Here is a 25765-nt window from a genome sequence, read left to right as displayed (position 1 = left end):
GCCGAACGAAGGGGCGGATCATGGAACTTCGCGTGCTCAGGTATTTCCTCGCGGTGGCCGAGGAGGGCAACATCACGTGGGCGGCGCAGCTGCTGCGCATCTCCCAGCCGACGCTGTCCCGTCAGCTCAAACAGCTGGAGGAGGAGCTCGGCGTCACACTGTTCGAACGCGGCGCGCATGCGATCGCGCTCACCGAAGAGGGCCGTCTGCTGCGCGACCGTGCGCAGATCATCGTCTCGCTCGCCGACAAGACCCAGGACGATCTGAAACGTTCGTCCGGCGAACTGTCGGGCGACATCACCGCGGGATGCGGCGAGGTGGGTGGAATGACGTTCCTGGCCGGACGCATGGCAGCATTCCGCGGCAGGCATCCTGCGGTGCGGTTCCATGTGGTCAGCGCCACGGCCGACGTGATCCAGGAGCGCATGGAACAGGGCATCATGGATTTCGGACTGCTCGCCGAGCCGGTGGACACCGACCGGTACGAAACCTTGCGCACCGGGGTCGTCGACCATTGGGCGGCGATGGTACCGGATGGGCATCCCCTGCACGACCGCGAATCGCTCACCCCGGCAGACCTCGCAGACGAGCCGCTGCTGCTGCCGTCACGCGAACCGGTGCGCAGGGTGGTGGCGAACTGGTTCGGCCCGCTGGCCGACCGGCTCACCATCGCAGGTACGTGCACCCTGCCGGCGAACGGGGCGACGATGGCGGCAGGAGGGCTGGGCCTGTATCTGTGCCTCGACCGCGGCGCCGGTTACCCGGGCGTGCGTGCGGTGCCGTTTTCTCCGGCTCTGGAAAGCAGCTCGGTGATCGTATGGAAAAGGCAGGGCGCTGTCTCCCCCGCCGCTGCCGCCTTCGCCCGGTTCCTGCGGTCGTAGCCGGTTCGGCCGGGCTGCAGGAACCGGGCGAAGATGGCGGCATGGAATCATGCACTAGACGATCTGTCGCTGGGCGCGCCCGTCATAGGATTGGTTTTCGGTCGGAATGTCCCGGCGGATGAATTCGTCCATACCGGGTACGGTGAACGCGATTCGTCCGCGTTCCGGCGAATAGATCAACCCAAGTTCAATCAGCGACAGGCGGATCGAGGACAGGTCGGAGGCGTTGCGGTGCATATGCTCCGCAACCTGCGCCGACGTGCAGGTCTCACCCAGCGACGCCATCGCGGCAAGATACTCACGGCCCAGTGGAGTGGCCCGCTGCCATCGGGACACGTACAGACCCTGATCGAGTTCCGCGCGTGCGACGGGCTCGCCCTGCTCCACCGCGTTCACTGTGATCGGATTGGAATCGGAGGCGTCCCAAGCTGCCTTGCCGTATGCCTGGATGAAGTACGGATATCCTTTCGACAGATCGACCAGCCGCGTCAACGCCTTATCATCGAACGAGTAGCCGAGATCTCGCGCCGGCTTCTGGAATCCGTCGGCGGCGGCGGTGTCATCCAGACGTCCGATCTGACGGTACTCGAAGAGCCGTTCGGCATAGGAGCGGGCTTTGGTCAGGACGCCCGGCAGGTTCGGCAAGCCGGCCCCGATGATGTAGAACGGCAGGTTGCGCTGTCCCAGCTTATGCTGCACCGTAATTAGCGTCATCATCACTTCGGCTGACATATCCTGGAATTCGTCCACGAACAGAAACAAGCCCGAACCGTCCTTCTTGAGCTCCTCGGACAGTCCCTCGACCAGCAATTCCAATTTGTATGAGGACGTCCGAACGGCCTGTTTTCCCGCATCGGCACCTCTCAGATCGACTGTCGCCGAGCCGAGCATGAAATCCAACGAAACCGACTCGACTCGCGAAAACACCTCCGAGAGCCTTTGCCGTATATCGGGCTTTCTGATACGCATGACGGCCAACGACAGCTCATGCATCAATTCGTCATATTCGGATGAGGCGTCGCCGTCCGCCTCGATCTGCACCGTCGCCATGCCTTGGCGGGATGCCATATCGTTGAGCTTGAGCAACAGCACCGTCTTGCCCATGCCGCGTAATCCGCTGTAGATGATTCCGCGGTCCAACAGGCCAAGCTTGGTCCGGTCGATCATGCGGTCCATCAACTCGAGGTCATGGGAGCGGCCCACCAGTTCGGGAGGCTGTTTGCCGGCTCCCGGCATGAACGGGTTCAATGAGTGCAACGGCAGTTTGGCGATGTCGGTGTCCATGCTTTGCCTTTCTCGAAGCGGGCGAACATACGACAGCCATTATATCGGTTTTTATCTCATATTATCCATCAAATAGACCTGTTTTCTGTTATATCGACATGTATCCGTTCGTATGATCGCGAACTATTGCGCTTCACTTGCAAGGTGTCAGCTTCGGCGTTGGTGACGCCGAAGCTGACGAATGCGGCGTCACAGGAGGAATTGCGGCGGGGTCTACGCGAGCTTGCGGTACTCGCCGTCGTCCACGGGTTCGAGCCATTCGTTGCTCGCGTCGTCCTTCTTGGGCATGACGGCGATGTGCGCGAACGCCTCGGTGGGCGCGGCGCCATGCCAGTGTTTGGTCTCCGGCGGAATGTAGGCCACGTCGCCGGGCTTGAGCTCGACCGGCTCCTGGCCTGCGATCTGATAGTAGCCGCGTCCGCCCACGGCGATCAGGATCTGGCACACGCCGTGATGGATGTGCCAGTGGTTCGTGCAGCCCGGCTCGAACGTCACGTTCGCGACGCTGACCTGATCGTCGCCGGCGAGCGGCGCGAGATAGCTCTGACCCTCGAAGTACTGCGCGTACGCGTCGTTCGGCTGCCCAAGAGGGAATGCGCTCGGATTATCCATGATGATGCGTCCTTTCGTCGTGCGCGTCGTGCGCTGCATGTCGCATCCCATTACACGGCTATCGCCGCGGAACCGCCAATAGTGTCGGCGCATACGGCTCCATGCTTCACGTGCATGAGCGTTCCGGCCTTCCCATAGCCGGAGGGCATGGCGGAGCATCGAACGACACTATTAGCATGGCGCTCGGCGATTGCGGTTCAATAAAGCCGACTCTGGAAAGGACCGTGACCTTATGACCGATACCGTGACCGCGCCTGTTGTGGCGAACGCGCCGGCGACAGCAGGCGTTTCCGCCGCGCCTGGCTCCGCTGCCGACATCCTTGCCCGTGACCGCGGCGGCATCCCCGTCTCCCCCGCCGAGCCGGGTTATTCCGACATCGGCGACATCATCCGGGAGACGAAACGCCTGTGCGCCGAGCTGAACACAGGATATCGCGAACCCGGGGACGTCCACGCGCTGTTCGAGCGCATCGTCGGGCACAATGTTGACCCGTCGTTCCGTTTGAACCCGCCGTTCTACACGGATTTCGGCCGCAACATCACGGTCGGCCGCGACGTGTTCATCAACTGGGGGTGCACGCTCATGGACCGTGGCGGCATCACGATCGGCGATGGCTCGTTCCTCGGACCGAACGTGCAACTCATCACCATCAACCACTTAAAGGATCCGTCACGTCGAGCGATCACCGTCAGCAGGCCGATCAGCATCGGCCGACGGGTGTGGATCGGCGCGGGTGCGATCGTATTGCAGAACGTGACGGTCGGCGACGGCGCAATCATCGGCGCGGGAGCGGTCGTCACGCACGACGTGCCCGCGGGCGCCATCGTTGCCGGCAGTCCCGCGCGCGTCATCGGACATGTGTGAAGCCGTCGGATGCGACGTCCGACGAATCCGCCCTCGCCTGCCTGTTCGTCCATAGCGAAGCGGACACCGCCCCGGGCGCCTGTCACGTATGCTGAATTCGTATACATCGTTTCGAGGTATACGCGCGGTGGCGGCAGCTGTCAGAGGCTACGCGCCCGCGCGCATATCCTTCAGATTGCAGAGGAGACCACCCATGAAGAAGACCCTGGTGCTCGTGTTTCACCCGTCCCTGAACGGCCAGTCTCGCGTCAACGCCACGCTGGCCAAGGCCGCCGGCGAGCTCGACGACGTGACCGTGCGCGACGAGTACGCGCTCTACCCGGACGGCAAGATCGACGTCAAGGCCGAGCAGGCCGCCATCGAGGCCGCCGACCGCATCGTGTTCCAGTTCCCGCTGTGGTGGTTCTCCTCCCCCGCGCTGCTCAAGACGTGGGAGGACGAGGTGCTCGAGCACGGCTGGGCGTACGGTTCCGAAGGCCATGCGTTCGAGGGCAAGGAGTTCGCCGTCGCCGTCTCCACCGGCTCGCCGGAAGCCAACTACCAGCCCGAGGGTGCGAACAAGTTCACGATCGAGCAGGTGCTCGTCCCGTTCCAGGGCACGGCCAACTACATCAGCGCCACGTGGGTCAAGCCGTTCGTCACGTTCGGCGCCTTCGGCATCACCGACGAGGCGCTCGCCAAGGCGGCGGCGGACTACCAGCAGTTCCTGGCCAAGTAACAGGCGGTCATCATCAACCGAACAGGGCGGCTTCCCTTTCGCAGGGGAAGCCGCCCTGTTTTATCGTCTGTTGCTATGGCATCCTCGTCGCCGAAGCAACACAGGTGCCCTCGTACAGATAGTACGTATCCTCGCTGCCGTCGCGGTGGATCCCGCGCTCCTCACGGCGTCTGAACAGACCACGATGGTCGTAGAAACCGACGTTGCAGGTGGTGTCGGTGAACAGGAAGTAGTGGCGTGCACCTGCGGCATGGAACCGGGCCAGCACATGGTCGAACAGTGTGCCGCCGACCCCTTGGCCCCGCATCCGCTCGTCGACCAGGAACAGCACGATTTCGGCGTCGTAGCGCGGTGTGAGCCCGCGCATGAGACGCCTGTCGACGGCGACCAGGTCGAATGCGTCGCGGATGCCTCGGCGTCCTTCGGCCGAGAACGGCAACGCCAGCGACTCCCCTATCATGCGGCGGACGTGCCGGTTGAGCGGCGACTGACGCCAGCGTGGCATCGCGGCGTCGACGCGGGCGAGTATCACGCCCACGACCCTGCCGTCCCGCTCCGCCACGGTCGCAATGGTCGAGCGGGACAGGCAGTGATGCAGGTCGATGGTCGCCAAGCGTCGGGCGGTCGTCTCGCTCATCGACGGGTCGGCATACCACATGCGCCGCAGCATCTCCACCAGCGTCGGATAGTCGCCGCGGCGCAACGGTCGCAGGATCACGGCATCGCTCATCGCGTCTGCACCTCCCGTTTTGACAGCGCGAACACATACCAGGCGACCGGCAGGGCGAGCAGACCGCCGATGACGAGCACCCATGTCACCGGCATCACGTCGGCGAGCGGCGCGAACACGAGCATGCCCAACGGCATGCCGAGCGTCGCGAACGTCGTGTCGAGGCCGAACACGCGCCCCACCATCGACGGGTCGGCCTCCGTCTGGATCACGGTGCGCAACGGCCCCGCGCACACGCCCCAGGACATGCCGCACAGCAGGTTGACGATCAGATAGCCCAGCAGGTCGGGGACCACGCCGAGCCCGACGATGGTAAGGCCGCACACGCCGAAACCGAACGCCACCGTACGCATGTTGTCATGTACGCGACGCACGCCGATTGTCGACATGACGAGGCCGCCCAACAGCATGCCGGCGCTCCAGCTCAGCTCGTTGGCGGCGAGCTTGTCGGACGCGGTGGTGAGGTTCACGAAGCCGAGGTTGAGGTCGATGCCCGCATATTCGCGGGTCATGAGCAGCAGCGTGAGGTTCATCGGCGCTCCGGCCACGAAGCTCGCCAGCGCGTCGCCGACCACCACGCCTTTGAGCCGCGGAATGCGCATCGTATAGGCGAGTCCGGTCTTCAGGTCGGCGAACGCGCGGCGGAACACTGACGCAAGGCCGGTGGCGGTCCGTGGAGCCGTGGAGCCGTCCGCGGCTACGTTCCGTTTCCCGCCCGACGGCACCCGGATCAGTGCGACGAAGCCGACGCCGATCACTGCGGTCGTCACATCGATGAGCAGGATTGACCACAATGGCATCACGTTGATGAGCACGGCGGCGACGGCGGGGGCGACGAGCATGTTCGCCGAGTTGATCATGCCGTATATCGAATTGACGCGCAGCAGCCGGCTGGTGGGCGTGATGTCGGGGATGAAGGATTGGATGGCGGGCGTCTGGATGCCGCCGCCGGCGGACCTGATGAACAGGACGACGAACAGCATCGTCAGGCTCGCCCAGCCGTTGGCGAAGGCGAACGAGAGGATAACGGTCACGCCGGCGATGATCAGGTCGGGCAGCATGATGAGCGGCTTGCGGCTGTGACGGTCGGCCAGCGAGCCGCCGAAGATGGAGACGACGGATTGCGGCAGGACTCCGAAGAGGGTGGCGAGCAGCATGGACCAGCCGCTTTTGGCTTGGAGCACGATCCACCACCACAGCGCGTACTGGACGATGTTGGAGCCGAGCAGGGAGAACGCCTGCCCGGCGAGCAGGAGCGTGACGTGACGTTTCCAGCCGCGTTCGCGCGGGTCGGGTTCGGGGATGAAGGATGATATGGATGGTTTGGTCTGGGACATGTACGGTGTTCTTGCTTTCTGCTGTCCGTATGGATGGCTGGGCAGGCTTATGCCGGGCCCTTCGCGGGTGCGGGGCATACGGAAGTGGCATGATGGTCGCGAAGACGGCGGCGCCTTGCCTTTCGGAGTACGGCGCCGCCTAACGCCGGCCGGGCAGCCCGCCGGTCTGCGGGCATTGGCCCGGCATCATGCAGGATGAACACATGGCATGAAGCGTATCACAGCGGCGGTGCATAGGTGCCGCCATCGTCCGCTGTCTGTACCGGGAAACCGGCGCCTTCCATCAACGACGGCTTCGCGACAGCGCAAACACATACCAGGCGACGGGAAGCGTCAGCAGGCCGCCGGCGACGAACACCCACATGATCGGGATCATATCGGCGAGCGGCGCGAAGATCAGCATGCCCAATGGCATGCCGAACGTGGACAGCGTGGTGTCGAGTCCGAACACACGGCCGGTCATCGACTCGTCGGATTCGGACTGCATGATCGTGCGCATCGGACCGACGCAGGCCGCCGACGCCATACCGTTGAGCACGTCGATGATGAGATACGCGAGCAGATTGGGCGCGAGACCCATGCCGACGACGGTGACGCCCACCATCGCGATGCCGAACGCGATCATGCGCATCTGCGCGAGGCGGCCGCGCAGGGCTTTCGCGCCGATCGTGGTCATGAGCGCGCCGCCGAGCAGCATGCCGACGCTCAGGCCCAGCTCGTTGGCGGCGAGCTTGTCGGACGCGGTGGTGAGGTTCACGAAGCCGAGGTTCAGGTCGATGCCCTCGTATTCGCGGGTCATGAGCAACAGCGTGAGGTTCATCGGCGCCACGGCCACGAAGCATGTCAGGCCGTCGCCCAGAATCGCGCCCTTGAGGTACGGGCTTCCCATCGCATAGGCGAATCCGGCCTTGAGGTCGACGAAGGTGCGGCGCAGAATCGCGATCGGACCGGCTCCCCCACGCGTTTCCGTGCCTGCTTTCGGTTGAACCGAGCCGCTCGCCGTCGTTTTCGGCACGCGGATCGGCATGACGAAGCCGACGCCGATCACCGCGGTCATCACGTCGATGAGCAGGATCGACCACAACGGCATCACGTTGACGAGCACGGCGGCGATGGCGGGCGCGGCGATGCGGTTGGCCGAGTCGATGACGCCGTAGATCGAGTTGACCCGCAGAAGCCCCTTCTCCGGTGCGATGTCTGGGATGAACGACTGTACGGCGGGCACTTGCACGCCGGCTCCGGCCGAGCGAATGAGCAGTGCCACGAAAATCAGCGACAGGCTCGCCCAGCCGGTCGCGAAGGCGACGGACAGCAGCACGGTGGCCACTGCGATGATGAGATCCGGCAGTATGATCAGGGCCTTGCGATTGTACCGGTCGGCCATGGGGCCGCCGAAGATCGACATGACGGCCTGCGGAACCACGCCGAACAGGGTGGCGAGCAGCATGGACCATCCGCTTTTCTCCTGCATGACAATCCACCACCAGATCGCGTATTGGACGACGGTCGATCCGAGCAGGGAGAACGCCTGGCCGACAAGCAGCAGTGCGATGCGGCCTTTCCAGCCGCGTCCTCGCGGTTCTTTGTCCTGAACTGATGATGGTGCGGATGGATGGGTTTGTGGCATAGGCGATCCTTTGTTGTCTGTTCTGGTTCCTTGGCCCGGTGTCGTCCTGACGGCGCTGCTCGACGCCATGCGTTGCATCGGCAGATATCCTGCGCGCTTCGGCGCCATGCGGAAGCGTACCATAGAAACGTCATGGACATGGCCGTCGGTCCGGCTCCGCATGAAAGGCAAGGGGCGCATCATCCACTATCGTGCCGGCGCTGGCCGTTTATGGCCGCTCAGCAGTCCCATGACCGTGTTCTACGACCCTGCCAACCCCCGGCGGGCGTTCGCTCAGGTCAAACGGTCCGGCGCGGGCGTCGGCGGCTGGCTGCTGACCGTGTTCGGCGCCGTATCGCTGTTCGTCCTCGCCCCTATCCTGCTCGTGTTTGTCATGATGTGAGCGTCACGCCCTACGACGATACGGTCTGCTATACTGTATAGCAGACCGTATCGTCACTGAGACAAAGGGGGGATGATGACGAGCGTGGTGCACAAGGCGTCGCATGCATCGGCGGCGATGACGCAGCTGAACGTGCGCATTGACGCCAAGTTGAAGACCGACGTCGACGACATACTGAGCCGCAATGGAGTGTCGGCAAGCGACATGATCCGGTCGGTCTGGACGTATATCGCTGACCGCCGGGAGATCCCGAGGCTGGAGACCGGCATCGAGGAGCGCGAGCGGGAAGATCGGCAACGGCGCAACATGGCGGTCATTGAGGATTCTGCAGGCTACGTGTGGCGCGAGCTCGCCGCATCGGGTCTGGTGCAACATCCTGATGACGCATGGACGTCGGTGGAGGATGCGGAGCCGAAGCGGCGGCGAGAACTCATGTATGACCAGTTGCTCGACGAATATCTCACCATGGAGCGGAGCGAATGATGCAGTCCATTCCCCCGGCGCAACGCTTATCCCGGCCGCTCGCGCATCATCCGTTGCGGAACCTGCCAACCAGCGTCTTTCTTGACACCAACGTGCTGTTGGACCATCTCATGCAGCGTGATGGCGAATCCGGAGCGGCGACGGCGCTGTTGAAAACCTGCGTCCGTCACGACATCCCATTGCGATGCGCCGCCACGACGCTCAAGGACATCGCATACGTCGCCGAGGCGACCCTGCGCCGTGAGCTTGCGGCCAAGGGCCGTGCGGAACAGGCGGATGCGTCGTCCCGAGACGGTGCGGAGCGTTCGCCGCTCGAACGCGAGACCATACGATGCCTCATCCGACGGATGCCTTGGCATTGCGTCGAACAGACGCGCGCACTGTGCGACATCGTCGCCATCGACCAGGAGACCTGTGATCAGGCTTTTTCGCTGCGCAACCGGCATGATGACTTCGAGGACGACCTTATCGTCGCGGCCGCACTGCGGTCGGGCAGCGACTATCTGGCGACGTCCGACAAGCGGCTCATCGACCATTTCCCCGAACTGTGCGCCACGCCACGCCGGCTGGTGGAGATGGTCGACGGCAAGGGCGCCTAGCCGTCGCTGCCGTCAGCGCCCGCGCCAGCGTAGCAGTTCGAACGCCAGCACGTAGACGAGCAGCAGCGCCGATGCGGCGAACACGACCCGCAACGTCACGTCGAGCGACGGCAGGAACGTGGCGACGACGCCGAACGCGGCCACGCCGATCGCCCCGCCGACCTGCCGGAACGTATTGAACATGGCGGACGCGATGCCCGTCTGCGACGGGTCCACGCTGGCGAGCACCACTCCGGCTGCTGCAGGCGTGGTGACCGCCGCGCCGAAGCCGACGACGCTCAATCCGGTGGCAATCACCCATACGGGGATCGGCTGCGGCGCAAGGAACTCGATCATGAACCCGACGATCATGATCGACAGTCCAAGCGTGATGGAGAACTTCGAGCCGTGAGCGGTGATGATCCGGCCGCCCAGCAGATTGCCGACGATGGTGACGAACGCGGACTGCACGAACACGAGCCCGGCGGCGAAGGGCGCCATGCCCAGCTCGTTCTGCAGGAACATCGTGCAGATGAACACCATGCCATACCAGTTGAAAATCATGATGAACCCGATCTGCAACGCCACCTGCATGCCGCGAACCCGGAACAGGCCCAGCGGCATCATCGGGGCGGCGACGCGCGTCTGCGAATACGCGAACGCGGCGATCGCCACCAGTCCGACGCCTATCAGCGTGATGGTGGCGGGATGCGACGGGCCGAGCGACCCCACCTCGATGATGCCGGCGACCAATGCCGTCAGTCCGGCCAGCGCCAGCGTCTGCCCCAGCCAGTCGAAACGGACCGGGCGTGACGGCGAGGCGGCGATCTTCGGCGCCGTCACCAGGATCAGCAGACAGAACGGCACGTTGATCGCGAACACGAGACTCCAATGGATCGGCGTCAGCAGGCCGCCGAGCAACGGCCCCACGGCCGACGCGGAAGCGCCGCCCGCACCCCACAGCGCGAGCGCCCATGCGCGTCGGCGTGGGTCGGGGTTCGCCTCGTTGATCAGCGACATCGATGCGGGCAGGATGAGCGCGGATGCGACGCCGAGCAGGCAGCGTCCGGCGACGAGCGCGGTCATCGACCATGCGAGCGAGCAGAACAGGGAGGCCGCGCCGAACAACGCCGCTCCGGCGAGGAACATGCGTTTGGCGCCGAACCGGTCGGCGAGGCTGCCGGCGAGCAGCAGCAGTGCGGCGAACAGCAGTGTGTAGCCGTCGACCACCCATTGCTGGACCGCCATGTCTCCCCCGAGTTCGTCGGCGATGGTGGGCAGTGCCACGTTGACGATGAGCACGTCCATACCGGCGAGAAACGAGGCGACCGCCGCCGCGATGGTGGCGGGGAGGGCGGACGGGCGGCCGGCGTGGGGGCCATGCGTGGGGTCTGGCGTGGCCGTGTTGGGTGACGTTGTTTTGGATGACGTTGTTTTGGATGACGTCGTGTTGGGTGTCTTGCGTGTGGATTCGGTCATATTGCTCCAGTGAACATTGGATCATGTGTCGCATCGGTTGCTGCTATAGACATGTTATTCTTGGTGACGGGCGGAAAATGGCGGTTGATGAATGATTGTGGTTGATAGTGTGTGAACCGAAAGTTCATGCAATTGCCGTTTGTCGCCGGCTGGAAGGCGGCGATGCGAGCATCCGGCTCGGCGTCTCGCTGCTGCGCCCGGCCATGGGGTTGCTGGACCTGTGGCCCAGGCTTGCGCCGGCCATGGCCGTGCACCGTCCTCCCCTGCGCGTCGAGCTGGTGCCGTTGACGAACCCCCTGGCCAACCGTGCGCTGCTCATGCTCGGCGACCTCGCCGGACAGCGCGCTCACGCAGTCCGACGCCACATCGTCCGCGACTGCCGGTTCGCACTCCCCTATCGCCGCGAATCCGGCTCGCTGACGGCCGTCCGCTCCGCGCGCCTGCCGAACAGCAGATACACGACGACGGCCAGCGGCACGCATGCCGCCAACGTGGGGAACAGCCACTGCGCCGGCAGGCTGGCGTATAGCAGTCCGCCGATGATCGGTCCCAGCGACATGCCCAGGTCGATGCCCACATAGTAGGTGGCGTTCGCCTGTCCGCTGCGGCCGGGGCCTGCGATGCGTACCGCCGCGGCTTGTGACACCGAGCTCATCAGGCCGTATGAGGCCGCCATGAGGATGGCGGCGAGGAGCATCCCCCAATCGTCGCGCATGAGAGCGAGCGCCGCCATCGTCGCCGCCATGGCGAGCGATCCGACGGTGAGGAACCAGGCGAAGGAGAGCCGGTCGAACAGGTTGCGCATGGCGATGCGCATCACCAGCAAGGCGGCCGCGTAGAGGGGGAAGAAGAGGCTGACCTCGACGGCGAGGTGCCGTACGCGCACATAGGTGACGATGTAGGATTGCGTGGCGCAGTAGGGGATCGCGAACAGCATGAATACGACTGCGACGGGGATGACGTTCACGGCGACCACGTGGTCGAGGAGCGTGCGCAGCCGCCCTGCGTCTGCGTGGCCCGGCTGCGTCCCGTGCGTGGGCGGTTTGCGGGGGTCTCCCCCGTTGCGTACCAGCATGACCGAGACGGCCATGAGGATCATCATCGCCGTGGAGGCGATGAACGAGCCGCGGTAGCCGAACGTCTGTTCGACCTTGATGCCGAGCGCGGGGCCGACGGCCATGGCGAGCGCGTTGACGGTGCCGTATACGCCCATGGCCTTGCCGACGTGCGACAGCGGGATCAGCGACACCATCCATGTGGCTAGGCATACGGACACGCAGGAGAAGCCGACGCCGTTGATCGCGCGTGCGGCGGCCAGCACGGCCGGGTTCGGCGACAGCGCGTACATGACGTTGGCGGCGATCAGGCATGCGGCTCCGATGCCGACGAGCCGCCGTTTGGGCATGGTGTCGGAGAGGTTGCCGGCGACGGGCCTGCAGAACAGGGAGACGACGTACATGCCTCCGGCGATTAGGCCTGCCAGCTCGCCGGAGGCGCCGATCCGGTGCGCATAGCCGACGATGATCGGCGTGACGAGCATCGAACTGCCCATGTAGAAGAATGCGGCGGCCATGATGAGGATGACGTCGCGGCTGAGGATCGAATCCTGTCGCCGGGCCGTCGTCCGCGTCGCCGTCGTCGTCTGCTGTGTCGTCGTCTGCTGTGTCGTCATGCCGTGCGCCGCCTCTCGCTTTCCTGTAGGTTCCGTCGACCACTGTAGGCGGGGGCCGGTGTGCGGTGTTGCGACGAGTATCATCATTCGGTTCACATGCGGCGGGTTATGGTTCACGTCGGTGACGTGCGCGGCTGGCAAACGACGGCCGCGGCGCGGGCCTTGCCGGTGGCCCGCGCCGCGGTGCGGATGATGTGCGTGGATGCTGTGTCAGGCGTTCTTCACGGCGAGGCGTGCGTGCACCTTGACGACGACGTACCAGACGACCAGGGCGACGACGATTGCGGCGACCGCGTACTGGAATCTGTCGAGGAAGCCGAGGATGGAACACCATTGAGCGCCGAGCAGGTAGCCTGCCATGACGAGGATCGTGTTCCAGACGGCCGACCCGATGGCGGTGAGCAGCGTGAACTTCGCGAGGTTCGTGCGCGCGATGCCGGCCGGGATGGAGATCAGCGAGCGGACGATCGGGATGACGCGGCCGACGAACACGGAGACCAGCCCATACCGGGCGAACCAGGCGTTCGCCTTGTCGATGTCGGAGGCGTCGGTCAGCGGCATCCGGTCGAACAGGCGGCGCATGCGGCCCGCGCCGATTGCGTAGGCGATGCCGTACAGCATGAGCGCGCCGACCACCGAGCCGACGGTCGCGCCGCCGATTGCCTCGAACAACGTCATATGGCCCTGCGCCGCGGTGAACCCTGCCAGCGGCAGGATGACCTCGCTGGGGATCGGCGGGAACAGGTTCTCCAGCAGCACGGCGACGCCCGTGCCGAGTCCGCCCATGACGGACATGAGACCGACGAGCCAGTCGGTCATGGCTCCGATGAAACCGCCCGTGGAGACCGGGCATGCGGTGATGTTCTCGATCATGCACCCCACCGTACGATGGCTTCGCTTAGACGCCGCTAACCGTCCGTCCTCCCCTGCTGTCCCGACCCTTTCTGTCACAGCGTGCGAACACCCGCTGTGACGGACGCCCGCGCAGTGAAGCGACATGGGCGGCGACGTTCTACGCCGTCAGCGGCAGGACGAGCCGCATCGTCGTGCCCTGCGGCGAGGTCGACTCCACGTCGAGCGTGCCCCCGTACCGGTCCGCCACGTCGCGCGCGAGCGCCAGCCCCAGCCCGTAGCCTTGGTGGGCGGTGCCGTCGTCATCGCGGGCGAAGCGGCGGAACAGCCGTTCCGGGTCTTCGCCGATGCCGGGGCCGTGGTCGCTCACCCTGATGGCCGCCGATTCGCCGTGGTGCAGGAATCCGAGTGATACGGTCACCGCGGTGCCTTGCGGCGCGTGCGCGATCGCGTTGTCGAGTACGGCGACCATGCAGCGTGACAGGCCGGTTTCGTTGCCTTGGACGATGAACTGCTGTGCCTCGCCGTCCACGCGTGTGTCGATGGTGACGTCGGAGCGTTCGGCGAGCGGCCGGACGGCGTCCACGGAGCGGGCGATGACGTTGCCGAGCGCCACGGGCTGCGTGTTTACGGCGCCGCGTGCGGCGGACAGCAGGTCGGTGAGGATGGCGTTCATGCGGTCGACGTCGCTGCGCAGGTCGTTGAGTGCGGTGTCGATGGGCTGGTGGTGGGTGCGGCGGAAGTCGATGAGGTCGATGCGTGTGGCGATGACGGCGAGCGGGGTCTTCAGTTCGTGGCTGGCGTCGGCGACGAAGTTCTTCTGCAGTTCGAGTGCGTGTTCGAGTGGGGCGACTTCCTTGCGTGAGTAGTGGTGGCCGATGATCGCGACGGCGGCGACCACGCCGGCGACGAACAGGAGGGTGAACGCGATGGCTTTGCGTGTGTCGATGACCATCATGCCGGATCCGAATTGTTCGGTGACGCTCATGGCGTTGGGGTCGAGGCCGCGTTCGGTGATCTCGTGCCGTGAGCCGAGGAGCACGCCTGCGGCGAAGAGGATGCCGCCGACGATGGTGACGACGGCCATGGCGATGGTCATGCGTCGGCTGATCAGCCCGGCGACGGTGGTGTTCGCCTGCCGGCCTGGCGTGTGGCCGTGCGATGCCGTGGTGGGGGTCTTGGTCTTCGTGGTGGGGGTCGTGTGTCCTGTCGTGCGCATGATGGTCGCTCCTTTGCGTGTGTGTCGCGTCCTACTCCTGCGGGCTGCCGATCCGGTAGCCGCGGCCGCGCACGGTGTCGATGATGGGGCGCGTGGTTTTGCCGCGCACGTAGGAGACGTAGACGTCGACGGCGCCGAGGTCGCTGCCTTCGGAGAACACGTCGGCGAGCAGCTCTTCCCGGCTGAACACGTGGTCGGGTGATGAGGCGAGCGTGGCGAGCAGCCGGCTTTCGGTTTCGGTGAGCCTGACCGTGCGTCCGTCGGGGTCTTCGATGAGGTTGGATGCGGGTTTGAGCAGCCAGTCGCCGATCATGACGCTGGCGGCTTGTGCGCTGAAGCCGCGTAGCAGGGAGCGCAGGCGCGCCTGGAGTTCGATGATGTGGAACGGTTTGGTCAGGTAGTCGTTGGCGCCGCCGTCGAGGCCGCTTACGATGTCGTCGACTTCGGCGAGTGCGGTGAGCATGAGCGCGGGCGTGGAGATGCCTCCGCCGCGCAGTTCGCGGATCAGGTCGAGGCCATCGCCGTCCGGCAGCCGGCGGTCGACGACGAGCGCGTCGAAGCCGTGCCGCGACAGTGCGTCGTGGGCTTCGTGCAGCGTGCGCGCCCAGGTGGTGCGGTAGTCGGCGTCGAGCATCTCCTTGAGCATGGAGCCGAGGCTCGGGTCGTCCTCGACCAGCAGTATGGCCGGAAGGAGCAGCCGGGACGGGTCGAACCCATCGTTCGCGTGTGGATGGTCCATGATGCTCCCCCTTTGTCTCGTCGGTCCTTCCCGCCTGTGCGCGGCCGGCTGCGACCCATGCTCCTGTTATAGCAGATGCGCTGGGGTCGGATTCGGCGGGCCGTGCGGCGTTCCCGCATCGTCCATCCCAGTCGCCGCACGCTAAGACTGCCCTAAGAAACGCTAGGAAATTGGCGGGCGGCCGTGATGGGCGTAACGTACGCGACTATGGAAATGCTATCGTCGGATGCCTCATCGGTGTTGTTCGCCGCCAGTGACGTGCGCTGCGCAGTGCCGTCGCCGAGCGGCGAGCGCACGATCTTCTCCGGATTGTCGTTCACGATCGACGCCGGCGAGATCGTCGACCTGATAGGCCCTTCCGGTTCTGGCAAAAGCAGCCTGCTGACCGCGTTCGCACGGCTCAACCCGCACGCGGACGGCACGCTGACGCTTGACGGGCGCGATTCGACGTCATTCGCTCCGCAGCAGTGGCGTCGCGAGGTCGCCTACCTGCCGCAGAAGCCGATCCTGCCGGGCGATACGGTCGCCGACGCGATCCGGCTGCCGTTCACGCTCGGCGTGCGCGCCGACGGCCAGCCGTCGGACGTGCGGCCGTCGCGACACGGTCGCGGCCGTCTCGCCCGGCTGTTCCGCGGCAATGCGGAGCGTGCGCGCCAGCTGCTGCCCGACTCTCGCATCCGCGAGACCCTGGACGCCATGGGCTGCGCGGACATCGACCTTGCGCGCGCCCCGCACGACCTGTCGGGCGGCCAGGCGGCGCGCGTGTCATTGGCGCGCACGCTGTTGACCGGGCCGCGCGTGCTGCTCGCCGACGAGGTGGACGCCGGACTCGACGACGACAACGCCGAGAAGGTCGCCGACATCATGGCGCAGGCCGCGGCGGACGGCATGGCGATTGTCAGAATCCGCCACCGTCCGCCCGACGGCCGCGCCACGCGCATCGTCACACTGGCGGACGGCCGGCTCGACTCGAAGACGACCGATACGGAAACGGAGGCGCGGGCATGAGCGGCAACGCATACGACATCGACATCTGGGGCCTCGTCGTGGCCCTGACCATGGTGGCCGTCGCCGCCGGCATCAGCGAGGTCATGCGCATGGGCATTGGGCGTTCCCTCATCTGGTCGGCCTGCCGCGCGCTCCTGCAACTGTGCGCCATGGGGTACGTCGTCGGCTACGTGATCCGCGCCAACAACGTCTGGCTCGTGTTCGCCGTCATCGCGGTCATGCTCGTCGCCGCCGTGCAGATCACCCTCTCACGCGCCAAAGGCGTGCCGAAGGGGCTGGCCGGCCCCGTGCTGCTGAGCCTGACCATCACCATGCTGCTCATGATCGCGCTGGTCACCGAACTGGTCGTACGCCCCCACCCCTGGTATGCGCCGCAGCTGGTCGTGCCGCTCACCGGCATGCTGCTCGGCAACACCGTCTCCGCGCTCGCCGTCGGCCTGAGCCGGTTCTACGAAAGCATGGACGAGCGGCGCGACGAGATCGACACGATGCTCGCGTTGGGCTCGACCGCCTGGGAGGCGGCCCGCCCCTCCATCGTCTCGTCGATCCGGCTGGGACTCCTGCCTACCATGGCCACGCTCGCGTCCTGCGGCATCGTCACCATCCCCGGCATGATGGCCGGCCAGGTCATCGCCGGCGGCGACCCGTTGGAGGCGGCGAAATACCAGTTCGTCGTGTTCGCCGCCATCGCCGCGCTGACCTTGGTCGCCGACAGCCTCATCATGGCCATGGTCTACCGCACCTGCTTCACCGCCGACGACCAGTACCGGCCCGCCGACATGCGCGGCGTGCGCTGACACGGCGTCATGCCGCCGGTCAGGACGACGGCAGCCCGGCCGACGACGGTCCGCCATCCCAATCGGCGAGGAACGATGCCGCCTTCGCGTCGTCGTCGCGATACGCCTTGCCGTACTCGTCGATCAGCCCATGGAACTCCTTGAGCTGCGCCACATCCAGCGACGAGGCGAGCACAGCCGGGGCGAACGCCCGATGGAACGCCGCATAGCCGGCAGGCACGGAGAACCCGAGAAAGCCGAACAGTCGCCTGGCGTACGTGTCCGCCACGAACGTGCGACGCGAGAACACGTACAACACCAGGTCGTCGGCCGTCTCCCCGCCCACGCCGAACAGGGACAGCAGTTCGGCGCGCAGCTCGTCGTCCGCGATCGCCTCGGCACCCTCGGGCGAGGCGCCGCAACGCGCTATATACCAGCGGCTCAGCTCCTGCAGCGTGCGCGCCTTGTTACGATAGAAGCCGGATGGGCGGATCAACGTCTGCAGACGCTCCGGCTCCATCGCGGCGAGAGTCCGCGGATCAAGCGCCTCCGCGTCGCGCAACGCGGCGAGCGACCGGTCGACGTTGCCCCACGCGGTGTTCTGCGTGAGCACCGCCCCCGCCATGATCTCGAACAACGTGTCGGCCGGCAACCAGTCGGTCGGGCCAAGCTCACGCTCCAACACGTCGTACAGCCGCTCCATGTACCGCGGCGTCGGCCGTCCGGCACCGGACCCGTCCGTGCGTGCGATACGCCTCCCCGTGCGCGGGTTCCGGCCGCTCCCGTTCGCCGTCATGGCATCCTCCTTCACTGCAGTACGACCGTTTCCGCGGGACATACGGTGCTTCCGCGCTGTCACCACACGCCGCCACAAATCTTCCGCGGTGCCAGCCGCAACGCCTCCTTCACACAGTACCGTCACCGCGCCCCGCAGCGTGTAGGGCAAGGCGGCGGGCGGAATGCATTGCGGCCGCGCCCGGACGGTCCTAGACTGGTGCCCAACAGGAACGTCGCAGCGCAAACGACACAACAGGAACGTCACGACAGCAACGTCCAGGAACGTCGAAGGGACCGGCCATGTCGTTCTCAAGTCTCATCTGGAACCTCAGCCATCAGGGCATGATGGACATCAACGTCGGCGACGGCGCGTGCGGCTCGTTCGTCACCGGAGCGTTCGCCGGCAACCCCCGGCTTTGGGGCCGCGGGCGGACGACCATACGATGGCGCGGCGGCGGCAGGACCGGACCATACCATGCCGTCGGCGCCGACCTGTGGATCACCGCGCGCGACGGCTACTCGTACGTCGGCCTCGTCCCCGACGACCGTAAACACACGCTGACGGCCTTCGACCTCATGCAGGGTCGCACCGTGGCCGATGGACGGCCGTATCTGGGCGTGAAGGCGAAGGTGCCCGACAGGGCGCTCGCCCTCTACTGCGATGCTGCCGGCGACGCGGTGTTCGCTGACGGCCACGTCATCCCCGGGGCCTTCCGCGGCACGGTCTGGCAACGCGACGCGCTGGCCTCGCGCGACGGACGCGGCTCGACGCCGGGCCTCTACCGGCTGCGCCCCGACTCGGCCGCCACGTTCGAGCGCAACGGCATGGAACGGGCGCAGGGCATGGTGCTCGCCGTGAACGGCGACGTGTTCCGCGCATCGCACGGCCTGCTCGGCGCGGCGGCCATCATCCTCGCCACCATGCCGGTCGTCGCGTTCATCATGATGGGCGAATACGGTCCGGCAGGCGTGGCCGACTGGCTGATGCTGCTCTGGTCGCTTGCGGCGCTGTGCGTCATCGCAGCATATTGGGCGCGGCGAAGCGCGACATTGCTGCGCCGCGGCTGCGCATCCAGCCCGATGCTGGGCTGTCCGGGCGCCGACGCCGTGCTACGCGTCGCACGCCGGCGTTCGGCCGCGACCCTCGTGGCCTTGGTGTTGGCCGTCCTGCTCGCCGTGGCATCCCTGTGGTTCGTGACCGACCTGACGGGCGGGGCGCAGGTCTACGAGGCAACCTACGAGGGGCCGGATTACGCGTCGCTGTATGAGGACTACCGGATCAGTTTCGGCTCGGACACGCCGTACCCGACCGTCCGGTTCAGGCTTGACGGCGGCGGCGAGGTGGACGTGCGCACCGGCCCCGATGAGTTCTTCGCCGACCTCGGCAAGGAAGCGCGCACCGGAGACCGGTACTGGGTGTACGTCTACCCGCATTCACGTATCGTGCAACGGGTGGCACGCATCGAATGACACCGTCCGGCCGGCGTGCCGAATCCGCTGCGGCGTCCGCCGCCGGCCGTCACTCGCCGATGCCGAGCTCGCGCGTGAGCCACGCGCGCTCCGCGTTGATCTCGGCGTCATGCACCATGATGATGGCGCGACGGTACTTGTCGGCGACGTCGTCGTTGTCGATCGGCCCCTCGCCGTCGCTGTACAGGCAACGCACGTCGGCCTCGGCAAGCAAGTCGAGACGCCGGCGCAGCACCGCACGACGGTCCTCCTCGTCGGGGATGACCGACAGGAACGACATGACGACCGCCCATTTGGTGATGTTGGTGAGCATGTAGCCGCTCGTGCCCTTCAGCTCCTCAATCAGCTTCTCGCGGCCCGCGGGCTCCAGATGGAACTCGCGCAGGCGCCGGCCGTTGACCACGGTGAAGGTCTCGCCGATGTAGCCGGCCTTGACGAAACGGTTCGTCACCGTGTGCAGCGTACCGTCGGAGACCGCCTGCATGTAGCCCTGCAGCTGCTCCATTTTCTTGCGCAGCCGGTAGCCGCACAACGGCTCCTCCGACAGGAAGCCCAAGGTCATCAGTTCTATCGTGTTCATCATGTTCACCATCATATCTCAATCCGAGATATCTCAGAACGACACGCCGTATGAGGTCGTCCGGCGACTCCGTGCAAACGCCGGAACCGCAACGGTTTGGCATGGTCTATAAATCTTTCTGATATATCTCAGTTTGATATATCTCGAATTGGGGTGCATACTGGCATCAACGCGAACGCCGCCGGCAAGGACATCACGGACGACACAGCCCGCCGAACCGGCCCGGCGCTCGCCGGAAGACGCAACGCGGCCCGCACACGGCGGGGCGCAACACAACCCGAAAGGACACCACCATGACCAACATCACCATCTTCGGCGCAGGCAACATCGGATCCGCCGTGGCAGGCATCGCCACCAAGGCCGGCGCCAACGTCCAGGTCATCGACCGCAACCCCGACAAGGCCGCCGCCGCGGCGCAGGGCGTGACCGGCGCGAAGTTCGGCGAGGCCGCCGTCAGCGGCGATATCGTCGTCCTCGCACTGCCGTTCCCCGCCTACGACGAAGTGCTCGCCGCCTACGCCGACCAGCTCGCCGGCAAGACCGTCGTCGACGTCGCCAATCCGATCGACTTCACCACCTTCGACCTCGCCCTGCCGGAAGGCTACAAGTCCGCCGCCGAATACGTGGCCGCCAAGCTGCCGGAGAGCAAGGTCGTCAAGGGCTTCAACACCACGTTCGCCGCGACGCTCGCCACCGGCGAGAACGACGGCGCCCCGACCGTCGTGCAGCTCGCCTCCGACGACGATGAGGCCAAGAAGTCCGTCGCCGCGTTCATCGAGGCCGCCGGCCTCAAGACCGTGGACGCCGGCGCCCTCAAGCGTGCGCAGTACCTCGAGGGCTACGGCGCCCTGCAGATCATCCTCGGTGTGACCGAGCAGACCCCGTGGACCGGCGGCTTCAAGGTCGTCAAGTAAGACATGGGCGTGGGCGGCTGGACCGCCCACGACGAAGAGGCCCTGTGGCCGGCTATGATGGTGATCCAGCCGGCCACAGGGCCTCTTCGTTTATGGTTGCCGGGACCGGGTGACGCACGCGGTAACCATGCGGTTTCCGTGTCTGCCGCTCCCCCTGCCGCGGTCAGTCCGCCAGGTCGAGCATCGAGCCCAGCCAGCCGAGTTCGGCGGCGACCGCGGCGTCGTTCACCTTCAGCAGGCCGCGCCGGTACGGGTCGCCGATATGGTCGAGGGTGAGCGGATTGCCGGCCTCGCAGTAGAAGAAATGCACGTCCTTGCCGTTGAGCAGGTCGTAGCGGCGGCGCAGCACGGCGTCGCGGTCGTCCTTGTCCGGCACTATCGACAGGAACGTGAGCACGATGCGCCACCTGTTGAAATCGCTGACCATCAGGCCGTCGCATCCGCGCAGCTCGGCGATGAGACGCTCCCGGCCGGCCGTCTCGAGCGTGAACAGATGACGCTGACGGCCATCGCGCATCTCGGTGCGCTCCGAAATCAGCCCCGCCTTGACGAGACGCGCGGTCGCGGGATATACGGACCCGTCGCTGAAACGGCGCATGTCTCCCTGCAGCTGTTCCATCTTCTTGCGCAGCTCGTACCCGCACATCGCGCGTTCGGACAGGAATCCGAGGATCATCATCTCGATAAGGCTCATACGCACCAGATTACCTCGAATCGACGTATCGGCCAGTCCGATCGCCGCCGGAACGGCGGGTTTTCGCTATCGGCCATATCGGCGTGCGCCCGGCGGCCGGTTCGCGGGCGGCTACTCCTTGATCCCGTCCGGCAGCCGCTTCACCTGTTCGATGACGTCGCGGTGCTCGTCCAGCAGCGCCTGCGCGTCCGCATCCCGGCCCTCGGCGACGGCCTGCCAGTACAGGGTCTTGAGCGACACGTACGCCTGCTGCATGCGGATCGCCTCCGCGCGTGCGGCCAGCCGTAGCGCCTGCGCGTCGAGCAGCTCGACCTGACGGCGTGCGCCCTCCTCGCCGTCTTCCGTGTTGCGCAGGTACGCGCGCATCGAATCGATCGGCATGCCCGTGGCCGACAGGCAGGCGACCGACGACAGCCGCGTCAGGTCGTCGTCCGAATACGCGCGATGCCCCGACTGGTCGCGTGCGATCGGCGGGATGATGCCGATCTGCTCGTAATAGCGCAGCGTCGACTCCGGCAGGCCGCAGATCATCGACGCTTCGCGGATGGTATGCCAGGTGGTGGTGCGCAGGCTCATGGATGTGCGCTCCTCTCATGCGTTCGAGTAGGTGCAAAAGTGACGCATCCCATTGAACCGCGCGCGCCGCGGCCAGTCCAATAGCTTTCGCCGATGGCCGACGATACCCGGGCCGCATGGCTTGCGGACCGTCTTGCATGGTTTTGCGGCTGTCAATTTTTTGCGATACGCCAGTATTTGACAATTGGGAAAATATGGACGATGGAATATGCTGGGAAGGCAACGGAACAGCCGGCGTCACGCCATGACGCGGCGGTCGATGCGACAGGCGGACAAGGAGACGGATACCCTATGAAGAAAGACCTCGGAGCGCCCCTCACGCGCGGCGCGCAACGCACGCTCGGCGCCTTCCACAAGGCGATGCTCACGCTGCTCACCGAACAGCCGCTCGGCTCGGTCAGCATCAACGCGCTGTGCGAACGCGCCGGCTACCCGCGCGCCACGTTCTACAACTACTTCGACGACCGCGACGACCTGCTCGACTACTGCTGGCTGACCCTGACCAAACAGGCCAACCTCGATGACCTCGCCGCCACGCCGTCCGAGCGGCGAGTGGACGTCGCCCTCGACGCGATGGCCGACATGCTCGAACGCAACGCGGCCACACTGCAAGCCATCATGCGGCACAACCCTCCCGAAGGCCCGTTATTCGGCAGCCTGCACCGGTACGTCGAATCGCAGGCGCATCAGATCATGCGATCGTGCATCGACCGGGACCGTTTCGGCCTGCCCGCCGACCTGGTCGCTGACCATTACGCCAACACCATGCTGCTCGTGCTCGACTGGTCCTACGTGCGCGGCCACGCCCTGACCCGCGGACGCCTGCACGAGATTGTCCACGCCTTGCTCGGCGGGGTGGAGTGAGGGTGCGTCCTTTCCCCTGTGTTTCTCTGTGCAGGTCAGTTAATCGTGACTATAGGGCGGGGGTTCGGCTAGTCAGTGGATTCGGCGTTCATGCGATAGTATGCGGCGTGTTCGCGCAGATACTCTCTGAGATACGGGATGGCGAAATCCACCAGCCCGTATCCCTTGGGTTCAATGACCTGAGCATCCAGCAGACGGGCGCGATACTGGCCTGCGTAGTTCTTCTCCTTGCCCATTCGCTCGGCAACCATCGACGTGGAGGATGGCCCGTCATCCTGAGCCATGGCGAGCAGATACGTACGGTCGACGGGTGAGAGACTGTCCAGTTCCGGCCCGTGTACCGTGTCGCCCAATCGGGTCAACGCCTTGCCGATACCGAGTTTTGCGTCCTCGACGCTGATTGTCGGCGTATCTGGATGGTTGCGTCGGGCGCTGCTCCAAATGTGGTAACCGACAAGCTGGATCATGAATGGGTATCCGTATGTCGCTTCAACCGCCATGTGCAGGGGCGTGTCGGAGATTGCCATGCCGGATTCGCGGAACGTGTCTTCAAACGCTCTTTTCACTTCGTCCAGCGGAATGTCTTGGAGCATATGCGGGTCGGCTCTGCGCATGAACGTGGTCGCATCTTCGTTCAGCCATTTTGATGACATCGAGGGGAGCCCGGCAAATACGAGCGCATAGTCACGGTTGTTGATGTTCATGTCCTGCGCGGCAGTGGATATGGCGATCATGTCGTCACGTTCGGCCGCTTGGGCTTCATCGATTGCGATAAGCAATCCCGCGCCCTTTTTCTCCAGTTCATGAATCCGGCGATCCATTGCCTCGGAAAGGGTCAACGGCATCTGTTCTGCAGATTGGTAATGGTAGACGCCAAGGCTCCCAGCGGTTTCACCGACTTGCAGAGTCGGCTTGACTGTGAATTCGTGCCGACCTCTTGGCGCTGGCTGCAGTCTGGAGAGAAGGCGTGCCGCCAATCCTTTTGAAGCGTTCTCTCTGATGACCTCCCATTTGCGCTCCCGGGCGATTCTGGCGAACTCGGAAAGCAGGACGGTTTTGCCGATGCCTCGTGCGCCAGTCACGCGCATGAGGCGCGTGGGTGATCCCGGCCCATTGTCAAGTCCTTCAATGAAGTCCTCGATATCATGATCGCGTCCGATGAGAAGTGGCGGCGTGTGCCCAGCGCTTGGTTTGAACGGATTATAGTGCATGGTATTTCCTTTGCTAGCCCTATGCAAAGTATAAAACAATTCAACGAATTCAAAAAGTATAAAATTATCTAAACCGTCGATTGTCTATTGTTCTCTCAGCTAAGTCGATTGTGAGGGTTGCTCATGAAGGTTGCTCATGACGGGGTCATGGTCGCCAAGGACGACGGGCGATGGATGCTCGCACTGACCCCCGACCCCGAGGACGGTTCCATACGCGGCAATCTCACCGACAGGCACGGGAACGTGAACGGCTGGCTTCGATGGCCCCGGCTCAAGGACGACACGAGCGACCTGGAAGCCGTCGCCGCCGCCTGCACATGGATCAACAACTATCTCAAGTAAGCAGAAGGCCCGCACCTCGAATCGAAGTGCGGGCCCTCGCGGACAAACGGGCTAAAGAAAGTCAGCCAATCGGACAAGCTTCATTGGGCTTGCACCCTGTATGAGGCATAGAAGGATACTTACCGCAATCTTGGCCGCAGCCGTATGAGTGGGACTGTGGCGTGTCATTCGACCCGCCGCCCGAGGAGGACGATCCCGTCGACGAGGAGCCGGAGCCTCGACTGCCCGAATACCCCTTCGAGCCACCGCCCGAATACGAGTAGCCGGAGCCGCTGTACGAGTACCTGCGGGAAGTGGAACCGGACGAGGAGCGTTGCGCCTGCGCGGCCTTCGCCGCAGCCTCCGCCTTCTTCTTCGCCTCCGCGTCCGCCTTCCGCTTCGCCGCGATCGAATCGTTCACCGCCTTCACCGCCGCGTCCAATTCCTTGCCTTTCGCGTCCAGGGCCTTCACGTCCGTGGATGTGTTGAGCTTGTCGGCCTCCTGGATGCGCTGCGTCAACCGTACGCGCGTCGCATTGTCCTTGACCTTCCCGTTCGACGAGTCCAGGAGTTTGCGCGCCGACGCCGCCTTATCCGACAGGTGTTTGCGAGCGTCCGTCAGTAGCTTCGCGTCACGCGAGGCGAGCACGGCCTTCGCCTGCGCCTTCAGGTCCTTGGCGGCCGACGTGTACGAGTCGGCCGACTCGCGCAAGCCCGCGGACGCCGCGTCCAGGTCCGCGCGCTTCGAGGCGGAGCAATCCGACGCGCCGGAAGCCTTCGGCTTCGCGTCCAGCGTCTTCTGGAACGCGGTCAGCGTCTTCGCGTCCTCGACCTGCTTGGACGTCACCTTCGCGGCCTCGGTCACATCTCCGGACGCCACGACCGTCGCATACGCCTTACGCGCCTTCGACAAGGCCGTCTGCGAGCTCTCGCACGCCGATCGAGCCGCCGTCAGATGGTTATGCTCGACCACACGCCACGTGGTCAGGGATCCAGCCAGGACGACGACCGCCGCCACGGCGGCGCCTATGATAATCCACCGTTTCCGGTTCTTCCTCTTCGGCGGGGCCGGGATAGGCGGCAACGATGCCAGAATGCGGGGTGGGGATGTCGTGT

At 65.2% G+C, this 25765-nt stretch carries 29 protein-coding genes; 12 read left to right on the top strand and 17 right to left on the bottom strand.

All coding sequences use genetic code 11. The annotated features are described in order from the left end of the window. Positions 1-20: 20 nt before the first annotated feature. Positions 21-881, top strand: a complete 861-nt coding sequence (locus F7D09_RS04200; RefSeq protein ID WP_152234164.1) for a LysR family transcriptional regulator — start codon at positions 21-23, stop codon at positions 879-881. 54 nt (positions 882-935) lie between these two features. Here F7D09_RS04200 and F7D09_RS04195 read toward each other — a convergent pair whose 3' ends face one another. Together F7D09_RS04195 and F7D09_RS04190 are read right to left on the bottom strand one after the other, a co-directional pair. Then, entirely contained in the window at positions 936-2165 is a 1230-nt protein-coding gene (locus tag F7D09_RS04195) for an ATP-binding protein (protein WP_152234163.1), read from the bottom strand. A gap of 213 nt (positions 2166-2378) precedes the next feature. After that, positions 2379-2777, bottom strand: a complete 399-nt coding sequence (locus F7D09_RS04190) for a cupin domain-containing protein (RefSeq protein ID WP_152234203.1) — start codon at positions 2775-2777, stop codon at positions 2379-2381. A 232-nt stretch (positions 2778-3009) separates the two neighbouring features. Between F7D09_RS04190 and F7D09_RS04185 the strand changes: the two genes are divergently transcribed. Further along, positions 3010-3642 carry a sugar O-acetyltransferase gene (locus F7D09_RS04185; protein ID WP_152234162.1) on the top strand — a complete coding sequence of 211 codons (633 nt, stop codon included), beginning with the start codon at positions 3010-3012 and terminating at the stop codon, positions 3640-3642. Positions 3643-3835: 193 nt separating this feature from the next. After that, entirely contained in the window at positions 3836-4360 is a 525-nt protein-coding gene (locus tag F7D09_RS04180; RefSeq protein ID WP_152234161.1) for an NAD(P)H-dependent oxidoreductase, read from the top strand. A gap of 73 nt (positions 4361-4433) precedes the next feature. On the opposite strand, the gene F7D09_RS04175 is transcribed toward F7D09_RS04180, so the two are convergent. From F7D09_RS04175 to F7D09_RS04165, 3 genes are all read right to left on the bottom strand, one after another. Further along, on the bottom strand, positions 4434-5090 hold the full coding sequence (locus tag F7D09_RS04175; protein WP_193312318.1) for a GNAT family N-acetyltransferase: 657 nt from the start codon (positions 5088-5090) through the stop codon (positions 4434-4436). Continuing rightward, complete coding sequence (locus F7D09_RS04170) at positions 5087-6427, bottom strand: MFS transporter (protein WP_152234159.1); 1341 nt, start codon at positions 6425-6427, stop codon at positions 5087-5089. The genes F7D09_RS04175 and F7D09_RS04170 overlap by 4 nt, the downstream gene beginning before the upstream one ends. A gap of 283 nt (positions 6428-6710) precedes the next feature. Next, on the bottom strand, positions 6711-8054 hold the full coding sequence (locus F7D09_RS04165) for an MFS transporter (protein WP_152234158.1): 1344 nt from the start codon (positions 8052-8054) through the stop codon (positions 6711-6713). 160 nt (positions 8055-8214) lie between these two features. On the opposite strand from F7D09_RS04165, the gene F7D09_RS11095 reads away from it, so the two are divergent. The 3 genes from F7D09_RS11095 to F7D09_RS04150 all read left to right on the top strand — a co-directional run bounded on the left by F7D09_RS11095 (position 8215) and on the right by F7D09_RS04150 (position 9518). Further along, positions 8215-8436, top strand: a complete 222-nt coding sequence (locus F7D09_RS11095) for a DUF3592 domain-containing protein (protein WP_193312317.1) — start codon at positions 8215-8217, stop codon at positions 8434-8436. 72 nt (positions 8437-8508) lie between these two features. Further along, positions 8509-8919 (top strand): type II toxin-antitoxin system RelB/DinJ family antitoxin, encoded by a 411-nt coding sequence (locus tag F7D09_RS04155; RefSeq protein ID WP_152234156.1) that lies wholly within the window; start codon positions 8509-8511, stop codon positions 8917-8919. After that, entirely contained in the window at positions 8916-9518 is a 603-nt protein-coding gene (locus F7D09_RS04150; RefSeq protein WP_152234155.1) for a PIN domain-containing protein, read from the top strand. Before F7D09_RS04155 ends, F7D09_RS04150 begins: the two co-directional genes overlap by 4 nt. Positions 9519-9530: 12 nt before the next feature. Here the strand turns inward: F7D09_RS04150 and F7D09_RS04145 are convergent, their stop codons facing one another. The 6 genes from F7D09_RS04145 to F7D09_RS04120 all read right to left on the bottom strand — a co-directional run bounded on the left by F7D09_RS04145 (position 9531) and on the right by F7D09_RS04120 (position 15458). Next, the gene (locus tag F7D09_RS04145; protein ID WP_152234154.1) at positions 9531-10976 is read right to left on the bottom strand and encodes an MFS transporter; all 1446 of its coding nucleotides are present in this window, start codon (positions 10974-10976) and stop codon (positions 9531-9533) included. Next, positions 10973-11326: a hypothetical protein gene (locus F7D09_RS04140; RefSeq protein WP_152234153.1), complete on the bottom strand. Its 354-nt coding sequence runs from the start codon at positions 11324-11326 to the stop codon at positions 10973-10975. Before F7D09_RS04140 ends, F7D09_RS04145 begins: the two co-directional genes overlap by 4 nt. 44 nt (positions 11327-11370) lie before the next feature. After that, positions 11371-12648 (bottom strand): MFS transporter, encoded by a 1278-nt coding sequence (locus tag F7D09_RS04135; RefSeq protein WP_152234152.1) that lies wholly within the window; start codon positions 12646-12648, stop codon positions 11371-11373. Between the two features lie 210 nt (positions 12649-12858). Then, a complete protein-coding gene (locus F7D09_RS04130) occupies positions 12859-13521 on the bottom strand; it encodes a DedA family protein (protein ID WP_152234151.1) in 663 nt (220 codons plus the stop codon). Positions 13522-13660: 139 nt separating this feature from the next. Continuing rightward, complete coding sequence (locus F7D09_RS04125) at positions 13661-14719, bottom strand: sensor histidine kinase (RefSeq protein WP_152234150.1); 1059 nt, start codon at positions 14717-14719, stop codon at positions 13661-13663. Between the two features lie 31 nt (positions 14720-14750). Next, the gene (locus F7D09_RS04120; protein WP_152234149.1) at positions 14751-15458 is read right to left on the bottom strand and encodes a response regulator transcription factor; all 708 of its coding nucleotides are present in this window, start codon (positions 15456-15458) and stop codon (positions 14751-14753) included. Positions 15459-15665: 207 nt separating this feature from the next. Here F7D09_RS04120 and F7D09_RS04115 point away from each other — a divergent pair, with 207 nt between their 5' ends. Beyond that, positions 15666-16466: an ABC transporter ATP-binding protein gene (locus F7D09_RS04115; RefSeq protein ID WP_226835940.1), complete on the top strand. Its 801-nt coding sequence runs from the start codon at positions 15666-15668 to the stop codon at positions 16464-16466. Next, positions 16463-17263, top strand: a complete 801-nt coding sequence (locus F7D09_RS04110) for an ABC transporter permease (protein WP_152234148.1) — start codon at positions 16463-16465, stop codon at positions 17261-17263. Before F7D09_RS04115 ends, F7D09_RS04110 begins: the two co-directional genes overlap by 4 nt. A gap of 19 nt (positions 17264-17282) precedes the next feature. On the opposite strand, the gene F7D09_RS04105 is transcribed toward F7D09_RS04110, so the two are convergent. Further along, positions 17283-17945, bottom strand: a complete 663-nt coding sequence (locus tag F7D09_RS04105; RefSeq protein ID WP_152234201.1) for an endonuclease III domain-containing protein — start codon at positions 17943-17945, stop codon at positions 17283-17285. Positions 17946-18319: 374 nt separating this feature from the next. Between F7D09_RS04105 and F7D09_RS04100 the strand changes: the two genes are divergently transcribed. Continuing rightward, the gene (locus F7D09_RS04100) at positions 18320-19489 is read left to right on the top strand and encodes a hypothetical protein (RefSeq protein WP_152234147.1); all 1170 of its coding nucleotides are present in this window, start codon (positions 18320-18322) and stop codon (positions 19487-19489) included. A gap of 49 nt (positions 19490-19538) precedes the next feature. Here the strand turns inward: F7D09_RS04100 and F7D09_RS04095 are convergent, their stop codons facing one another. Next, on the bottom strand, positions 19539-20072 hold the full coding sequence (locus tag F7D09_RS04095; protein WP_226835938.1) for a PadR family transcriptional regulator: 534 nt from the start codon (positions 20070-20072) through the stop codon (positions 19539-19541). 137 nt (positions 20073-20209) lie between these two features. On the opposite strand from F7D09_RS04095, the gene F7D09_RS04090 reads away from it, so the two are divergent. Further along, positions 20210-20983: an NADPH-dependent F420 reductase gene (locus F7D09_RS04090; protein ID WP_152234146.1), complete on the top strand. Its 774-nt coding sequence runs from the start codon at positions 20210-20212 to the stop codon at positions 20981-20983. Between the two features lie 163 nt (positions 20984-21146). Here the strand turns inward: F7D09_RS04090 and F7D09_RS04085 are convergent, their stop codons facing one another. Together F7D09_RS04085 and F7D09_RS04080 are read right to left on the bottom strand one after the other, a co-directional pair. Then, entirely contained in the window at positions 21147-21677 is a 531-nt protein-coding gene (locus tag F7D09_RS04085) for a PadR family transcriptional regulator (protein ID WP_152234145.1), read from the bottom strand. Between the two features lie 111 nt (positions 21678-21788). Continuing rightward, positions 21789-22253 carry a MerR family transcriptional regulator gene (locus tag F7D09_RS04080; protein WP_152234144.1) on the bottom strand — a complete coding sequence of 155 codons (465 nt, stop codon included), beginning with the start codon at positions 22251-22253 and terminating at the stop codon, positions 21789-21791. A 291-nt stretch (positions 22254-22544) separates the two neighbouring features. On the opposite strand from F7D09_RS04080, the gene F7D09_RS04075 reads away from it, so the two are divergent. Next, the gene (locus F7D09_RS04075; protein ID WP_193312315.1) at positions 22545-23117 is read left to right on the top strand and encodes a TetR/AcrR family transcriptional regulator; all 573 of its coding nucleotides are present in this window, start codon (positions 22545-22547) and stop codon (positions 23115-23117) included. Between the two features lie 68 nt (positions 23118-23185). On the opposite strand, the gene F7D09_RS04070 is transcribed toward F7D09_RS04075, so the two are convergent. After that, positions 23186-24328, bottom strand: a complete 1143-nt coding sequence (locus F7D09_RS04070) for an ATP-binding protein (RefSeq protein WP_152234142.1) — start codon at positions 24326-24328, stop codon at positions 23186-23188. A 123-nt stretch (positions 24329-24451) separates the two neighbouring features. Here F7D09_RS04070 and F7D09_RS04065 point away from each other — a divergent pair, with 123 nt between their 5' ends. Then, on the top strand, positions 24452-24670 hold the full coding sequence (locus F7D09_RS04065; protein WP_152234141.1) for a hypothetical protein: 219 nt from the start codon (positions 24452-24454) through the stop codon (positions 24668-24670). 61 nt (positions 24671-24731) lie between these two features. Here F7D09_RS04065 and F7D09_RS04060 read toward each other — a convergent pair whose 3' ends face one another. Continuing rightward, a complete protein-coding gene (locus F7D09_RS04060; protein ID WP_152234140.1) occupies positions 24732-25622 on the bottom strand; it encodes a hypothetical protein in 891 nt (296 codons plus the stop codon). Positions 25623-25765 lie beyond the last annotated feature (143 nt).

This window comes from Bifidobacterium leontopitheci, assembly GCF_009193355.1.
GTDB lineage: Bacteria > Actinomycetota > Actinomycetes > Actinomycetales > Bifidobacteriaceae > Bifidobacterium > Bifidobacterium leontopitheci.
The sequence above is the reverse complement of the archived record's forward strand: the minus strand, read 5'-3'. Positions and strand labels throughout refer to the sequence as shown.

Bases quoted from the DNA above. Each gene is read 5' to 3' on its own strand.
- F7D09_RS04200 (WP_152234164.1), top strand. From the start codon at position 21: ATGGAACTTCGCGTGCTCAGGTATTTCCTCGCGGTGGCCGAGGAGGGC.
- F7D09_RS04195 (WP_152234163.1), bottom strand. From the start codon at position 2,165: ATGGACACCGACATCGCCAAACTGCCGTTGCACTCATTGAACCCGTTC.
- F7D09_RS04190 (WP_152234203.1), bottom strand. From the start codon at position 2,777: ATGGATAATCCGAGCGCATTCCCTCTTGGGCAGCCGAACGACGCGTAC.
- F7D09_RS04185 (WP_152234162.1), top strand. From the start codon at position 3,010: ATGACCGATACCGTGACCGCGCCTGTTGTGGCGAACGCGCCGGCGACA.
- F7D09_RS04180 (WP_152234161.1), top strand. From the start codon at position 3,836: ATGAAGAAGACCCTGGTGCTCGTGTTTCACCCGTCCCTGAACGGCCAG.
- F7D09_RS04175 (WP_193312318.1), bottom strand. From the start codon at position 5,090: ATGAGCGATGCCGTGATCCTGCGACCGTTGCGCCGCGGCGACTATCCG.
- F7D09_RS04170 (WP_152234159.1), bottom strand. From the start codon at position 6,427: ATGTCCCAGACCAAACCATCCATATCATCCTTCATCCCCGAACCCGAC.
- F7D09_RS04165 (WP_152234158.1), bottom strand. From the start codon at position 8,054: ATGCCACAAACCCATCCATCCGCACCATCATCAGTTCAGGACAAAGAA.
- F7D09_RS11095 (WP_193312317.1), top strand. From the start codon at position 8,215: ATGAAAGGCAAGGGGCGCATCATCCACTATCGTGCCGGCGCTGGCCGT.
- F7D09_RS04155 (WP_152234156.1), top strand. From the start codon at position 8,509: ATGATGACGAGCGTGGTGCACAAGGCGTCGCATGCATCGGCGGCGATG.
- F7D09_RS04150 (WP_152234155.1), top strand. From the start codon at position 8,916: ATGATGCAGTCCATTCCCCCGGCGCAACGCTTATCCCGGCCGCTCGCG.
- F7D09_RS04145 (WP_152234154.1), bottom strand. From the start codon at position 10,976: ATGACCGAATCCACACGCAAGACACCCAACACGACGTCATCCAAAACA.
- F7D09_RS04135 (WP_152234152.1), bottom strand. From the start codon at position 12,648: ATGACGACACAGCAGACGACGACACAGCAGACGACGACGGCGACGCGG.
- F7D09_RS04130 (WP_152234151.1), bottom strand. From the start codon at position 13,521: ATGATCGAGAACATCACCGCATGCCCGGTCTCCACGGGCGGTTTCATC.
- F7D09_RS04125 (WP_152234150.1), bottom strand. From the start codon at position 14,719: ATGCGCACGACAGGACACACGACCCCCACCACGAAGACCAAGACCCCC.
- F7D09_RS04120 (WP_152234149.1), bottom strand. From the start codon at position 15,458: ATGGACCATCCACACGCGAACGATGGGTTCGACCCGTCCCGGCTGCTC.
- F7D09_RS04115 (WP_226835940.1), top strand. From the start codon at position 15,666: ATGGAAATGCTATCGTCGGATGCCTCATCGGTGTTGTTCGCCGCCAGT.
- F7D09_RS04110 (WP_152234148.1), top strand. From the start codon at position 16,463: ATGAGCGGCAACGCATACGACATCGACATCTGGGGCCTCGTCGTGGCC.
- F7D09_RS04105 (WP_152234201.1), bottom strand. From the start codon at position 17,945: ATGGAGCGGCTGTACGACGTGTTGGAGCGTGAGCTTGGCCCGACCGAC.
- F7D09_RS04100 (WP_152234147.1), top strand. From the start codon at position 18,320: ATGTCGTTCTCAAGTCTCATCTGGAACCTCAGCCATCAGGGCATGATG.
- F7D09_RS04095 (WP_226835938.1), bottom strand. From the start codon at position 20,072: ATGATGAACACGATAGAACTGATGACCTTGGGCTTCCTGTCGGAGGAG.
- F7D09_RS04085 (WP_152234145.1), bottom strand. From the start codon at position 21,677: ATGAGCCTTATCGAGATGATGATCCTCGGATTCCTGTCCGAACGCGCG.
- F7D09_RS04080 (WP_152234144.1), bottom strand. From the start codon at position 22,253: ATGAGCCTGCGCACCACCACCTGGCATACCATCCGCGAAGCGTCGATG.
- F7D09_RS04075 (WP_193312315.1), top strand. From the start codon at position 22,545: ATGAAGAAAGACCTCGGAGCGCCCCTCACGCGCGGCGCGCAACGCACG.
- F7D09_RS04070 (WP_152234142.1), bottom strand. From the start codon at position 24,328: ATGCACTATAATCCGTTCAAACCAAGCGCTGGGCACACGCCGCCACTT.
- F7D09_RS04065 (WP_152234141.1), top strand. From the start codon at position 24,452: ATGAAGGTTGCTCATGACGGGGTCATGGTCGCCAAGGACGACGGGCGA.